At 67.3% G+C, this 14,326-nt stretch carries 10 protein-coding genes; 6 read left to right on the top strand and 4 right to left on the bottom strand.

The annotated features are described in order from the left end of the window. Nucleotides 1–48: 48 nt before the first annotated feature. The 3 genes from HMUK_RS14575 to gatB form a co-directional block, all read right to left on the bottom strand. Nucleotides 49–567: a dihydrofolate reductase gene (locus HMUK_RS14575; RefSeq protein WP_015763954.1), complete on the bottom strand. Its 519-nt coding sequence runs from the start codon at nt 565–567 to the stop codon at nt 49–51. Continuing rightward, complete coding sequence (gene thyA, locus HMUK_RS14570; RefSeq protein WP_015763953.1) at nt 567–1,571, bottom strand: thymidylate synthase; 1,005 nt, start codon at nt 1,569–1,571, stop codon at nt 567–569. The genes HMUK_RS14575 and thyA overlap by 1 nt, the downstream gene beginning before the upstream one ends. A 101-nt stretch (nt 1,572–1,672) precedes the next feature. Continuing rightward, nucleotides 1,673–3,187, bottom strand: coding sequence for an Asp-tRNA(Asn)/Glu-tRNA(Gln) amidotransferase subunit GatB (gatB, locus tag HMUK_RS14565; RefSeq protein WP_015763952.1), 1,515 nt, complete (start codon nt 3,185–3,187; stop codon nt 1,673–1,675). A gap of 169 nt (nt 3,188–3,356) precedes the next feature. On the opposite strand from gatB, the gene HMUK_RS14560 reads away from it, so the two are divergent. The 4 genes from HMUK_RS14560 to HMUK_RS14545 all read left to right on the top strand — a co-directional run bounded on the left by HMUK_RS14560 (nt 3,357) and on the right by HMUK_RS14545 (nt 9,420). After that, nucleotides 3,357–4,244, top strand: coding sequence for a hypothetical protein (locus HMUK_RS14560; RefSeq protein ID WP_015763951.1), 888 nt, complete (start codon nt 3,357–3,359; stop codon nt 4,242–4,244). A 174-nt stretch (nt 4,245–4,418) separates the two neighbouring features. Continuing rightward, nucleotides 4,419–4,733 (top strand): DUF7518 family protein, encoded by a 315-nt coding sequence (locus HMUK_RS14555; protein ID WP_015763950.1) that lies wholly within the window; start codon nt 4,419–4,421, stop codon nt 4,731–4,733. A gap of 21 nt (nt 4,734–4,754) precedes the next feature. Then, nucleotides 4,755–8,333 (top strand): chromosome segregation protein SMC, encoded by a 3,579-nt coding sequence (gene smc, locus HMUK_RS14550; RefSeq protein WP_015763949.1) that lies wholly within the window; start codon nt 4,755–4,757, stop codon nt 8,331–8,333. After that, entirely contained in the window at nt 8,326–9,420 is a 1,095-nt protein-coding gene (locus HMUK_RS14545; RefSeq protein WP_015763948.1) for a segregation/condensation protein A, read from the top strand. The genes smc and HMUK_RS14545 overlap by 8 nt, the downstream gene beginning before the upstream one ends. Nucleotides 9,421–9,864: 444 nt before the next feature. Here HMUK_RS14545 and HMUK_RS14540 read toward each other — a convergent pair whose 3' ends face one another. Then, on the bottom strand, nt 9,865–10,815 hold the full coding sequence (locus HMUK_RS14540) for an AEC family transporter (protein WP_049940905.1): 951 nt from the start codon (nt 10,813–10,815) through the stop codon (nt 9,865–9,867). A gap of 142 nt (nt 10,816–10,957) precedes the next feature. Between HMUK_RS14540 and HMUK_RS14535 the strand changes: the two genes are divergently transcribed. Both HMUK_RS14535 and ppsA read left to right on the top strand, forming a co-directional pair. Further along, a complete protein-coding gene (locus tag HMUK_RS14535) occupies nt 10,958–11,860 on the top strand; it encodes a PhzF family phenazine biosynthesis protein (protein WP_015763945.1) in 903 nt (300 codons plus the stop codon). A 131-nt stretch (nt 11,861–11,991) separates the two neighbouring features. Further along, nucleotides 11,992–14,274 carry a phosphoenolpyruvate synthase gene (gene ppsA, locus HMUK_RS14530; protein WP_015763944.1) on the top strand — a complete coding sequence of 761 codons (2,283 nt, stop codon included), beginning with the start codon at nt 11,992–11,994 and terminating at the stop codon, nt 14,272–14,274. The last annotated feature ends 52 nt before the right edge of the window (nt 14,275–14,326 follow it).

The raw sequence follows: 14,326 nt of genomic DNA, 5'->3' as shown, positions 1-14,326 counted from the left end.
TGGCGACGGTCACCGGTACGCAACTACAATCATCCGTATGAGCGCCCGCTACTCCCGACGAACGTACTCGACGAAGGAGAGTTCCCCACGGTCGTCCCGAGACGCCTCTCGCCAGTCGTCCCACGCCACTTCGGGGAAGTACGTGTCGCCCTCGTACTGGTCGTGGACCTCCGTCAGGACGAGGCGGTCGGCGTCGGGCAGGAACTGCTCGTAGACGGTCGCGCCGCCGACGACGTAGGCGGTCTCGCTACCGGTCTCGCGGGCCGCGCCGACCGCCGCCGTGAGCGACCCCGCGCCGACGGCACCGTCCGGAAAGTCACGCCGCTGGCTCGTCAGGACGACGTTCGTTCGGCCGGGCAGCGGCTCGCCGAGGTCCGCGACGATCCCCTCGAAGGTCCGTCGCCCCATCACGACCGGGTGGCCCATCGTCGTCTCCTTGAAGTGTGCGAGGTCCTCTGAGTAGTGCCAGGGCAGCTCGCCGTCCGTTCCGATGACGCCGTTCTCGGCGACGGCGGCCACGAGCACGATCTCGATGTCGGTCTCGGCGTCGGTTCCCTCGGCCGCCATCACTCGGCCACCGAGAAGGAGATCCCCGGCGCGGGATCGTAGCCGTGCAGTTCGAAGTCGTCGTAGGTCAGGTCGTCGAGGGGCGTGTCGGCGATCTCCATGGTCGGGCGTTTACGGGGTTCGCGAGCGCACTGTTCGAGCAGGCCTGGCACGTGGTCGTACCCCTCGTGTCCGTCGTCCTCGGCCGGTGCGGTCGATTCGAGCCACTCCCGGACCGCGCGGTAGTCCTCCTTCGCGTCGACGTGCTGGAGTCGTTCCTGTAGCCCGTCGAGGTTGTCGGCGTACCACTCGCCCCGAGCGCCCGCCCCGCAGTAGACGTGGGCGTCGACGATGGTGTGGGCGAAAGAGCCCAGTTCGAAGTCGGTGCGCTGAGCGACGGCCTGGGCCAGCAACGAGTACGCGGCGACGTTGAAGGGGACTCCCAGCGCGATGTCGCCCGAGCGCTGGGTCAGGTGGACGTTCAGGCGACCGCCCTGGACGTTGAACACGAACGTGTAGTGACAGGGCGGCAGCGTCGAGACCGTCGCGTTCGCCGGGTGCCAGGCGTTGACGACGAGCCGGCGAGAGCGGGGGTTCTCTTCGAGCTGGTCTATCACGTAGGCGAGCTGGTCGAACGTCCCGTCGTCGTTGACCCAGCGGTGGGCGTCGTCGGGCCAGCTCTCGCCGGGGAGTCGGGCGTCGTCGTCTGGGATCGGGTAGCGCCGCCAGAACCGACCGTAGGCGGTGTCGAGGTGGCCCTCTTCGTCGGCCCAGGCGTCCCAGATCCCGGTCTCCTCTCGTAGCTCTCGGATGTGCTCCTCGCCCGAGAGGTACCACAGCAGCTCGTGGATCAGCGAGTTCCACCGAAAGCCAGAGAGGTCCTTGGTCGTCAGCAGGGGGAACCCCTCGGCGAGATCGACTTCGTAGTGCTGGCTGAACGACGCGACCGTGTCGACGCCCGTTCGATTGGGCTTGTAGGTCCCACCGCGAAGCGTCGAATCGACGAGATCGAGATACTGTTGCATGTGGTTGTTGTGTTCCTGTGGGGCTGGCGCTTAGTTACTCTGGCGACACAGTCGTTCGGATGTCATCGGTGTCGGGCCGAGGACACGGCTTCCGAAGCCGCCTAGCCATCTAACTCCGCCCGCAACAGCTGGTTCACGTCGCCCGGGTCGGCGCTGCCGCCGGTCTTGCCCATGACCTGGCCGACGAGGAAGTTGATCGCGCCGTCGTCGCCGTCCTCGTAGTCGGCGACGGCGTCGGGGTTCTCCTCGATGGCGGCCTCGACGGCCTGCTGGACCGCGTCGCCGCTGGTCTTGCCCAGCCCCTCGCTGTCGACGATCGCGTCGGGATCGTCGCCCTCGTCGAGCATCTCTCGGAGGACCGTCTCCTTTGCGTTCTTGGCGGTGATCTCGTCGTCGGCGACGAGTTCGACGAGGCGTTCGATCTCGTCGAAGCGGTCCTCGACGTCCGTGATCAGCATGTCGCGGTAGTTCAGTTCGCCCAGCAGCTCGTCAGCGACCCACGTCGCCGCCAGATCGGCGTCGAAGCGCTCGGCGACGGCCTCGAAGAAGTCGGCGACCTGCTTCGTCGATGTGAGCTTCGAGGCGGCCTCTTCGCTGAGGTCGTACTCCGAGACGAAGCGGTCCCGGCGGGCGTCGGGCAGCTCCGGAATGTCGATCTCTTCTTTCCAGTGGCTGACCCGGAGCGGCGGGAGATCGGCCTCGCGGAAGTAGCGGTAGTCTTTCTCCTCTTCCTTCGAGCGCATCCCGACGGTGTTGCCGTGGGTCTCGTTGAAGTGCCGGGTCTCCTGGGCGACCTCGCGGCCCGACTGGACGAGCTTCTTCTGGCGGGAGGCCTCGAAGGCCAGCGCCGTCTCCGCGCCCTTGTGACTGGAGATGTTCTTGACTTCGGTGCGGTTCGCCGCTTCGAGCACGGCCTCGTCGATGCTCCCGTCGTCGTTCACGTCCTCGGCGTCGATCAGCGAGAGGTTCGCGTCGATGCGTAGGCTGCCGTCGCGGGTGGCGTCGAACACGCCCAGGTATTCGAGGACCTCCTCCAGCTTTTCGAGGAAGGCCCGCACCTCGACGGGGTCCCGGAAGTCCGGCCGGGTGACGATCTCCATGAGCGGCGTCCCAGCGCGGTTGTAGTCGACGAGCGTGTAGTCCGCGCGGTCGATCCCGGTCGTCCGCGAGTCGAGCGGACCGGTGCCCTCGCGGACGTGCTTGATCGAGCCGGGGTCCTCTTCGAGGTGGGCACGCCGGATGCCGACGGTGCGACTGTCCCCCTCGTGAGAGAACTCCAGCTCGCCGTCCTGACAGATCGGCGAGTCGTACTGGGTGATCTGGAAGTTCTTCGGCAGGTCGGGGTAGTAGTAGTTCTTCCGGTGGAACGTCGTCTCTTCGGGGATCGAAGCGTCGATGGCCTTGCCGATCTTGACGGCAGATTCGACGGCCGCCTCGTTGAGCACCGGGAGCGCGCCGGGGAGCCCGAGACAGACGGGGCAGGTGTTGGTGTTTGGCTCCTCGCCGCTGTCGGTCGAACAGCCACAGAAGATCTTCGTGTCGGTCTCGAGTTGGACGTGCACCTCGAGCCCGATGACGGTCGCGAGCTCGCGCGATTCGGCAGCTTGCGCAGTCATTACCCGCGGTTCGGTGGCGGGCGGCTAAAGGCTAACGACCTCCGGGACGCCACCTCGCTCGGCGGCCCCAAACGCTATGAGGCTTCCCGACCGGACGATTAGTGGTCGTTCGTCGGCGGTCACGCCAGTCCATCGCCGACGAACAGCACTGCCGTAGTCGGTGAGAACCATGGACAGCACGTCTCGGGACGACGGGCCGCGGGCGGACAGCCAGCGCCGGGGCCGGCGCTTGGCTCCGACGGCGACCGCCAGCCATCCACGTCGTCCACGGACGAGAATCGGGCTGTCTGTCGTCGCGCTGACGGCCGCGGCGACCGGCGTCGCGGGTGGCGTCGATCCGGCCCTGGCGGTCCAGCAGGGAAACGACTCCCCCGCGTTGCTGGAGTACTTCACCTTCGTTCCACAGGCGCTCTTGCTGTTGCTCGCCGTCGGCGTCCGTCGCTACGTGCTCGCCGACTCGGACGTGCCGTGGTGGCTCGACGGGGCCGCGCTTCGAGGGCGGGCGAGCGCGCTGGTCCCACAGCCCAACTGGCGCGTCCGCGACGCCGTCTCCGGTTCGACAGCGAGCGACGACGAGGCGACCGCCCACCACCGGGCCGGATCGAGCGACGACACCGACCAGCCCGCAGACGGCGACGCCACTCCCTCGACCGGGAGCGGGTCGTCGCCGAGCGGCGGCACCCAGCAGTCGTCCGGGGCGACAGCGTCGACGACCACCACCGCCACCCGCGGGAACGGTCCCGTTCCGGGCCGGCTCGCGCTGGGGTACGGGAATCAGCGCGTCGTCGTCGGCGACGGAGACACCGTCGACGAGAAGCTCCGGGCGATGCTGCGCGGGGCCGACGAGGCCGAGCACGCGAAGTGGATCGACGACGGCCAGCTACGCTTCGTCCGGGACGAACACGGCTTCACGCTGATCGTCGGCGGGGACGGGCTGACCCGATGCAACGGCGAGCGGCTTCGACCCGGCGAGCGAACCCGGATCGGTCCCGGCGACGAGATCGACCTCTCCGGGGTCATGACGCTCTCTGTCGAGGTCCCGCGGCGGCCAGACTGATACTGCCGGCTGTAACTTCGTGATACTGCCGGCTGTAACTTCGTGAAGATCTTCGCCACCCCGGGGTGGCGAAATCGTTCACAGATTTACAGCCCGTAGTATGTTCGGCGACCTGTCACGCTCGTTGTCAATGTCTGACGTAGGTATAAGTGGACAGACCGGCAGGTGCTGGGTATGTGCGGCAACCGTGTCGAGGAACTCGAAGCGCGCGTCAAAGAACTGGAAGCCTCCGTCGAAGGACTCACCGACGAACTCGTCGAGTGCAAGGTCCGACTGCGGGAACTGGAGAGCGCGGTCGACGAGGACATCGGCCTCGCGCCGAAGGCGACCGACGCCGACGAGCAGCCAGACGACGCCGCGCCGGAACCTGACACCGAAGCGACGAGTGAGACGACCGTAGCCGACAGTACTAAGCAAGCGGACGGTAAGGACGAACACAACCGAGAGGAAAGCGAGGCCGAGTCTGACTCCGACATCATCGTCGCGTAAGGCTGGGCCACGAGCGACCCCATGCACATCAAAGAGCTCGTCCTTGACAACTTCAAGAGTTTCGGCCGGAAGACACGGATCCCCTTCTACGAGGACTTTACCGTCGTTACCGGCCCCAACGGCTCGGGCAAGTCCAACATCATCGACTCGATTCTGTTCGCGCTCGGACTCGCCCGCACCTCCGGCATCCGCGCCGAGAAACTGACGGATCTGATCTACAATCCGGGCCACGCCGACGAGGAGACCGACGGCAGCGGGGAGCGCGAGGCCAGCGTCGAGGTCATCCTCGCGAACGAGGACCGGACACTCGACCGCTCGCAGGTGATCAACGCGGCCGGCACCGAAGACGTGGGCGACGTCGACGAAATCTCGATCAAGCGCCGCGTCAAGGAGACCGAGGACAACTACTACTCGTACTACTACATCAACGGCCGCTCGGTCAACCTCGGCGACATCCAGGACCTGCTGGCCCAGGCCGGCGTCGCGCCGGAGGGGTACAACGTCGTCATGCAGGGCGACGTGACCGAGATCATCAACATGACGGCCGGCTCGCGCCGGGAGATCATCGACGAGATCGCCGGCGTCGCTCAGTTCGACGAGCAGAAAGCCGACGCCTTCGAGGAACTGGAGGTCGTCCAGGAGCGAATCGACGAGGCCGAGCTCCGCATCGAGGAGAAACGAGAGCGCCTCGACCAGCTGGCCGACGAACGCGAGACGGCCCTGCAGTACCAGGAACTCCGCGAGGAGAAAGCGGAGTACGAGGGGTATCGCAAGGCTGCGGAACTCGAAGACAAGCGCGAGGAGCGCGCGGAGATCCGCGAGGAGATCGGGGCGCTGGAAGACGAACTCGCGGACCTCCAGCGCGAACTCGACGAACGCCAGGGCGCGGTCGTCCGCCTCGAAGACGAACTCCAGTCGCTCAACACCGAGATCGAGCGCAAGGGCGAGGACGAACAGCTGGCGATCAAACGCGAGATAGAGGAGATCAAAGGCGACATCTCGCGGCTCGAAGACAGCGCCGCGACCGCCGAGGAGAAGGTCGAAGACGCCGAGAACGAGCGCCGGCAGGCGTTCGTCCAGATCGACCGCAAGCAAGAGACCATCGACGATCTGGAGAGCGAGATCCGACAGACGAAAGTCGAGAAGTCGAACGTCAAAGCCGAGATCAACGAGCGAGAGGCCGAACTCGCGGACGTACAGGCGAAGATCGACGCGGTCGGCGAGGAGTTCGAGGAGGTCAAGTCGGAGCTAGAGGCAAAGCGGACCGCGCTGGAAGCGGCCAAATCGGCGAAGAACGACCACCAGCGCGAGCAGGACCGCCTGCTCGACGACGCACGTCGCCGGTCGAACCAGCAGCGAGAGAAACGCGACGCGATCGAGGACGCGGAGGCCGAAATTCCCGACATCGAAGCCGACATCGAGGACCTCGAAACGGAACTGGAGAAAGCACAGAAGAACTCGGCGACGATCACCGAGGTCGTCGAGGACCTCACAGCGGAGAAACGGGAACTCCAGAGCGACGTCGACGAGCTGGAAGACGAGATCAGCGGGCTCCAACAGGAGTACGCGAACCTCGAAGCGAAGGCCGGGCAGGACGGTGACTCCTCGTACGGCCGGGCGGTGACGACGATCCTGAACGCCGGCATGGACGGCGTCCACGGCACCGTCGGCCAGCTCGGCGGCGTCGACCCCGACTACGCGACCGCCTGCGAGACCGCCGCCGGTGGCCGGCTCGCACACGTCGTCGTCGACGACGACACGGTCGGTCAACGGGGCATCGAGTACCTGAAGTCCCGCAACGCCGGCCGCGCGACCTTCCTGCCGATCACGGAGATGCACCAGCGGTCGTTGCCCAGCCTCCCCCAGCACGGCGGCGTCGTCGACTTCGCGTACAACCTCGTCGACTTCGATCCCGAGTACGCGGGCATCTTCTCCTACGTGCTGGGCGACACCGTCGTCGTCGCTGACATGGACACCGCCCGCGAGTTCATGGGCGAGTTCCGGATGGTCACGCTCGAAGGCGATCTCGTCGAGACCTCCGGCGCGATGACCGGTGGGTCCTCGTCGGGCACGCGATACTCCTTCTCGGGCGGCCAGGGCCAGCTCGAACGCGTCGCAGCGAAGATCAACGAGCTGGAAGACGAACGCCAGGAGCGCCGCGAGGAGCTTCGCGACGTGGAAGCGCGCCTCGACGACGCCCGCGACCGACAGACCGACGCGAACGATCAGGTCCGCGAGATCGAATCCGAGATCGAGCGCAAGCGGGCGGCCATCGAGGACGCCCACGACCGCGTCGAGCGCCTGGAGGCGGAACTGGCGGAGATCGAGGCCGAACGCGAGGACGTCTCCGACGAGATGGACGTACTGGAGGGGAAAATCGCCCGCCAGAACGAGGCCATCGCCATCATCGAGGCGGACATCGACGAGCTGGAGGCGGAGGTCGCCGACTCGCAGCTGCCGGCGCTCACCGACGAGGCCGACCGGATCAAACAGGCGATCGACGAACTGGAGAGCCGTGAGAGCGACCTCGACGCCGACCTCAACGAGCTCCAACTGGAGAAGCAGTACGCCGAAGACAACATCGAGGAGCTCCACGAGGACATCGAAGCCGCACAGAACCGCAAAGCCGAGGCCGAGGAACGGATCGCCGAACTCGAAGCCGAGATCGAGGAGAAACGCTCCCAGAAAGCCGCCAAAGAAGACGAGGTCGCGGAGCTGGAGGCCGAGCTGGCGGACCTCAAAAGCGAGCGCGAGGAGCTTCGCGAGGAGCTACAGGACGCCAAAGAGCGACGCGACGAACAGCAGTCGAAGGTCAGCGAACTCGAACGCGATCTCGACGACGCCACCGAGGAGCGCGAGCGCCTCGACTGGGAGATCGACGAGCTCGAAGCCGAGGTCGGCGACTACGATCCGGACGAGATCCCGGATCACCACGTCGTCGAATCCCAGATCGGTCGGCTCGAATCCCGGATGGAGGAACTGGAGCCGGTCAACATGCGCGCGATCGACGAGTACGACGCCGTCGAGGCGGACTTAGACGAGCTGGAAGACAAGAAAGAGACGCTCGTCGAGGAGGCCGACGGCATCCGCGACCGGATCGAGACCTACGAGCAGCGCAAGAAGGCGACGTTCATGGACGCCTTCGACGAGATCAACGAGCAGTTCGAGGACATTTTCGAACGGCTCTCGAACGGGACGGGCCACCTCCACCTCGAAGACGAGGCCGACCCCTTCGAGGGCGGCCTGACGATGAAGGCCCAGCCGGGCGACAAGCCGATCCAGCGGCTCAACGCCATGTCCGGGGGCGAGAAGTCCCTGACGGCGCTGGCCTTTATCTTCGCGATCCAGCGGCACAACCCCGCGCCGTTCTACGCGCTGGACGAGGTCGACGCCTTCCTCGACGCCGCCAACGCCGAACTGGTCGGCGAGATGGTCGACGAACTCGCCGGTGACGCCCAGTTCGTCGTCGTCTCCCACCGCTCGGCGCTGCTCGACCGCTCCGAGCGGGCCATCGGCGTGACGATGCAAGACGACAACGTGAGCGCGGTGACCGGAATCGATCTCACCGGGGAGATCGGGGAGGTGCCGGCGGATGACTAGCGAGTCGCCCGAGGACCGACGGGACGAGGGGGACTCGAAAACGTTGAGCGGGGAACGACGCGACCCGCGAGACAGCGAGGGGCGCGACGAACGAAGTGAGGAGCGGTCCTCGGATACGCGAACGGGGAGCGACGCGACCCGTGAGCGGAGTGGCGGTGACGACGACATTCCCCTGAACATCGCCGGACACGAAGATCGGGAGGCTCCGTCTGGGACCTCCGAAGACCCCTTCGACACGGGAGGCGACGACTCGGACGGCGAGTCGGGGGCGGCCGAAGCCGGCGAGGCCGACGACGAAGACGACGAGGAGGAAGTCGAGCCCGTCGAGGTGCTGGTCCAGCTCGCTGACGCGGGGGAAATCGACCCGTGGGACATCGACGTGGTGCGGGTGACCGACAAGTTCCTCGAAGTGATCGACGAGGCGGACTTGCGGACCTCCGGGCGGGCGCTGTTCTACGCGTCGGTGCTGATTCGCATGAAGAGCGACGCGATGCTGTCCGACGAGGACGAGGAAGAACCGCCGGCCGAGCCCTGGGAGGCGGCGATGGCCGGCGACGATCCCATCGACGAGCCGGACCCCTTCGCCTCGCTGGAGCAGGAGATGGACCGCCGACTGGAGCGCCGTCGGGCACGGGGGATGCCCCAGACGCTGGACGAACTGGTGCGAGACCTCCGGGAGGCCGAGCGCGATTCCTGGTGGAAAGAATCACGCAGCTACGACACGAGCGACTCGCCGTCGGGGTTCCAGCGCGGGACCCAGGAACTGGACTACCGCGGGGCCGAAGACGTGCGGATGGACGACGAGCCGACCGCCGACGAGGTGACGGCCAACACCCACGGCGAGGACATCGACGCGATCGTCGACGAGGTGTACGAGGCGGTGCGCGAGCAGTACGACGCCGGCCGCGAGGAGGTCCTGTTTCGGGAGGTTCACCAGATCGGCGGCTCCCGGGTCGAGACGTTCCTGGGACTGCTCTTTCTCTCTCATCGCGGGCAGGTCCGCCTCCAGCAAGACGAACTGTTCGGGGACCTCTGGATACAGGACCCGAGCGCCGTGACCGGCTCCGAAGAGGCACTGGCCGACTAGCGCTTCTCGCCCGCGTCGCGGCGTCGATCTCGTTCGACGAGTCCACCTCGCTATAGTAACAATTGAAACGATTTACACACCGACCGCACTGCCGTCGTGCGATCGGGTGTGCATTGATTTTCAATGGCTACTATAGCTGCGCGCTCGTGACTGGGCCCCGATCGAGAAGTCGGCGGCGCGGGAAGTGTTAAATAGCTGTATTGTGTATGGTGTTAACACGCATGACGCCGACGAAGCTCCGCGAACGCCTCCGAGAGCGCGAGGATCGCATCGACACCGAGCAGTTCCTCGACGCGCTCACCTACGTCCGCGACGACGGCCGGCACTGATCCTGCGGCGGGCCGTCGACGCCCGCTCCAGTGGCCACTCTGTCCACACGTGACGACTGCAGACGTTTCTCCGTCGACGGCACACGACCGCGCGGTCGGTCAGCCCCAGTCTCGGTCAGACGATCGCCCCGGACTGGAGGAGGGCCACCAGCAGCGTGACAGTCACGACGCTGCCCAGCGTCGTCACGAGCACGGACGTGCTGACGAACTGACCGGCCGACAGGCCGTCGCTCTCGCCGCTGAACGCTCCGACGAGGATGACGGGGGTCACCGCCGTCGGCGCGGCAGCGAGCAGGACGAACGTCCGCGCGACGACGGGATCGCGAAAGCCGACTGCGAGTGCGATCCCGACGCCGACGAGCGGCGCGAGGGCGAGTTTCGCCACGCTGGCGACGCCGACCCGCCGCACGGTCTCGTCGACGCGGACGTTCGACAGGCGGATTCCGAGGATGAGCAGCATGACCGGGATCGAGGCGTTGCCCAGCATCTCGATGGTCTGCATCGCGGCGCTTGACTCGGGCGGGACGACCCCGATCCACCGGGCCGCGAGCGTCCCGACGACGGCGTAGACCAGCGGGATCGAGAAGACGCGCTTCATGCTGCTCAGCGGGCTCCCGTCGTCGCCACGAGCGGCGATGTAGACGCCGACGGTGTACAGCAGGACGCCCTGCAGTGCCGTGACGAGAATCGCAGTGCTGCGACCGGTCGCGCCGAAGGCGAACTCCGAGAGCGGGATGCCGAAGTTGCCGACGTTGGGGAAGGCGACGACGAGGACGAACGCACCCAACAGCGGCTCGGTCTGGCCCTGGAGTCGGCCGACGGACTCGGCGACGGCGATCATCGCCGCCGAGAAGGCGGTGACTGCGACGACGACGCGTGCGAGCGTCGCAGCGGGGAACGGAGTCGTCGCGAAGCTGTAGACGACGAGTGCCGGCGCGAGCACGTAGACGGTGACCGTGTTGAGCGCGCCGGGATCCACGTCCCGAAACCGACCCAGCAGATAGCCAGCACCGGCGACGGCGACGACCGGCAGGATCGCCGTCGCGAAAATCGAGAGCAGCGACACGGTCGGGAGTCTGTCCAGCAGGGACACAACGCTGTCGGTCTCGTCGTCGAACGTCGGTTCGACTGCCGCCCCACGATCGGCGTCGGCGACTGGCGGGCCGTCGACCACCAAGCCTTACTGCCGGCGGCGAGTCTGAGCGGGCATGGACACGCGACAGGCGCTGCTCGTCGACGCCTTCACCGACGAGCCGATGGCGGGCAATCCGGCGGGCGTCGTGCCGGACGCGGACGGACTGGACGACGAGCAGTTCGGCAAGATCGCTTCGGAGCTGGGTGCCAGCGAGACGGCCTTCGTGCTGCCGGACGACGAGGCGGACCGGCGGCTGCGGTACTTCACGCCCGAACGTGAGGTCGACCTCTGTGGACACGCGACCGTCGCCGCCCACGCGCTCCTCTACGAGCACGACCGGCTCGACGCCGGGACCCACACGCTGGCGACGGCCGCGGGCACGTTCGAGATCGAGATCGACGACGACGGCACCGTCTGGATGGAACAGGCGACCGCCACGGTGAGACCCGCCGACGTGGCCGACGAGGACGTGGCCGACGCGCTGGGGATCGACGTGGCGACGCTGCGGGACGTTGGCGCGGACTTCCCGCTCTCGGTCGCTTCGAGCGGCCTCCCCTTCCTCGTCGCTCCGGTGAACTACTTCGAGCACCTGCGGGACGCTCAGCCGGACATGGCGGCGATCGAGTCGCTCTGTGAATCCGTCGGTGCCGAGGGGCTCTACGCTTTTACCTTCGACACGCTGGACGGCGACGCGACGATCCACGCGCGGGCGTTCGTCCCGCTGGCCGGCGTCCCCGAGGACCCCGTCACGGGGACCGCCGCCGGGGCCGCGTGTGCCTATCTGCGCCGGCACAACGCGCTGGACGGCGAGCGCGAGGAGATCGTCGTCGAACAGGGTCACTTCCTCGATCGGCCCGGCCGCGTCCGCGTCGTGACCGACGGCCACGACGTGCGTGTCGGCGGGCGGGCGGTGACGACGCTCGACGGGGAGCTGACCGTTCCCGACAGCGAGGACGACGACATCATCGAGGTCTGATCGCCGCTTGGGCGTCCAGAGACCCATTCTCGACGGGCTCGAAACCTTCCTTCGGATCCGAGTGACTCCCGCTGAAACGTGCCGGAACCGGCAATACCATAATGGTCGTTCATGATGGTACGAACGCGCACATGGCACTACGCTGGCTCGACGACATCACGGCCGACGACGTAGACAGCGTCGGCGGCAAGGCGGCATCTCTCGGTGAACTCGCGGGCGCTGGCCTCCCGGTTCCGCCCGCGTTCGTCGTTACGGCCGACACGTATCGCTCGTTCGTACAGGACACCGGTATCGAGGCGGCGCTGTCCGAGACTGTCGACGTGGACACGGACGACTCTCAGGCACTGGCGGCCGCAGCGGAGCACGCACAGGAGCTGATTCTGGAGACCCCCGTCCCAGACTCGGTCCGGGACGAGCTGCTGGTGGCGTTCGACGACCTCGGCCACGATGTCGTCGCGGTCCGCTCCTCGGCGACGGCGGAGGACCTCCCGGACGCCTCCTTCGCCGGCCAGCAGGAGACGTTTCTCAACGTCGGCCGGGCGGACCTGCTCGACCGTGTCCGGGAGTGCTGGGCGTCGCTGTTCACCCAGCGAGCGATCTACTACCGCCAGGAACAGGGCTTCTCTCACGACGCGGTCGACATCGCGGTCGTCGTCCAGGCGATGGTCGACGCCGACGAGAGCGGCGTGCTGTTCACGAGCCACCCCTCGACGGGAGCCGAGCGAGCCATCGTCGAGGCCGCGTGGGGACTCGGCGAGGCGGTCGTCTCCGGTGCGGTCTCGCCGGACAACTACGTCGTCGACCGCGAGAGCGGTCGGGTCGAGGAAGTCACCGTCGCCGAGAAGAAGGTGATGCACGTCCGGGACGGCGACGACACCGTCGAGCGAGCGGTCCCGGACGACAAGCGCGAGCAGCGCGTCCTGGGGACCGAGACGCTCGATCAGCTCGTCGAGATGGGCGAGCGGGTCGAAGACCACTACGGGACGCCCCAGGACGTCGAGTGGGCGATCGCCGACGACACGCTGTATCTCCTCCAGTCCCGGCCGATCACGACGATCGACGAGGGCGGGGCTGCCGACGGGACCGACGCCGGGGTCGCCGACGGCGGCGCGATGACCGGCCAGCAGGACGGCGTCCTCGTCTCCGGGCTGGGGGCGAGTCCGGGCCAGGTCGCCGGATCGGTCCGGCTGGTCTCCAAGCTCGACCAGCTGGACAAGGTCGAACCGGGCGACATCATCGTCACGGAGATGACGACGCCGGACATGGTGCCGGCGATGGAGCGGGCCGCCGGGATCGTCACGGACCAGGGCGGGATGACCAGCCACGCGGCGATCGTCTCGCGCGAGCTTGGCGTCCCCGCGGTGGTCGGTACCGACGCCGGGACCGACCGGCTACAGGACGGCCAGGACGTGACGATCGACGGCGACAAGGGGATCGTCGAGCCCGGCGCGACCGCTGCCGCCGACGAGCCCGAGCCGTCGTCGGTCGGCGACGGCACCGACGCCGGCCTCGCTGCCAAGCCGATGACGGGCACCGAGATCAAGGTCAACGTCTCGATCCCCGCGGCCGCAGAGCGGGCCGCCGCGACCGGTGCCGACGGCGTCGGCCTGTTGCGGATCGAGCACATGATCCTCTCGACGAGCAAGACGCCCGAACGCTACGTCGAAGACCACGGCGAACGGGCCTACGTCGACGAGATCGTCGACGGCGTTCGGACCGTCGCCGAGGCGTTCTACCCGCGTCCGGTCCGGGTCCGCACGCTGGACGCCCCGACCGACGAGTTCCGGCAGCTCGACGGCGGCGAGAACGAGCCCGCCGAGCACAATCCGATGCTCGGCTATCGGGGGATCCGCCGGAGCCTCGACCGGCCGGAGACGTTCCGGCTGGAGCTGGACGCGATCGCTCGCCTGTACGATCTGGGCTACGACAACGTCGAGGTCATGCTCCCGCTGGTCAACGACGCCGAGGACGTGTTGCAGGCCCGCCAGCTGCTCGAAGCGGCGGGTATCGACCCCGACAAGCGAACGTGGGGGGTGATGGTCGAGACGCCGGCCAGCGCGCTGGGCATCGAGCAACTGTGCGAGACGGGGATCGACTTCGCCTCGTTCGGGACGAACGATCTCACCCAGTACACGCTCGCGGTCGACCGGAACAACGAGGCCGTCGCGGGACGCTTCGACGAGCTTCACCCGGCGGTGCTCGAACTGATCGGCCGCACGATCGAGACCTGCCGCGAGCACGACGTGGCGACGAGCATCTGCGGGCAGGCCGGCTCCAAGCCCGAGATGGTCCGCTACCTCGTCAACGAGGGCGTCACCTCGATCAGCGCCAACGTCGACGCCGTCCGCGACGTGCAACAGGAGGTCAAGCGGGTCGAACAGCGCCTCCTGCTCGAGTCGGTCCGCGAGTCGTAGCGACCCGAGTCGGCTTTCCGACCGCGTTTCGGGGATACTGTTTTCAGCCGGC

Source organism: Halomicrobium mukohataei DSM 12286 (assembly GCF_000023965.1).
Taxonomy (GTDB): domain Archaea; phylum Halobacteriota; class Halobacteria; order Halobacteriales; family Haloarculaceae; genus Halomicrobium; species Halomicrobium mukohataei.
Note: the sequence above shows the minus strand (reverse complement) of the source record. Positions and strands in the feature narration are given on the sequence as shown.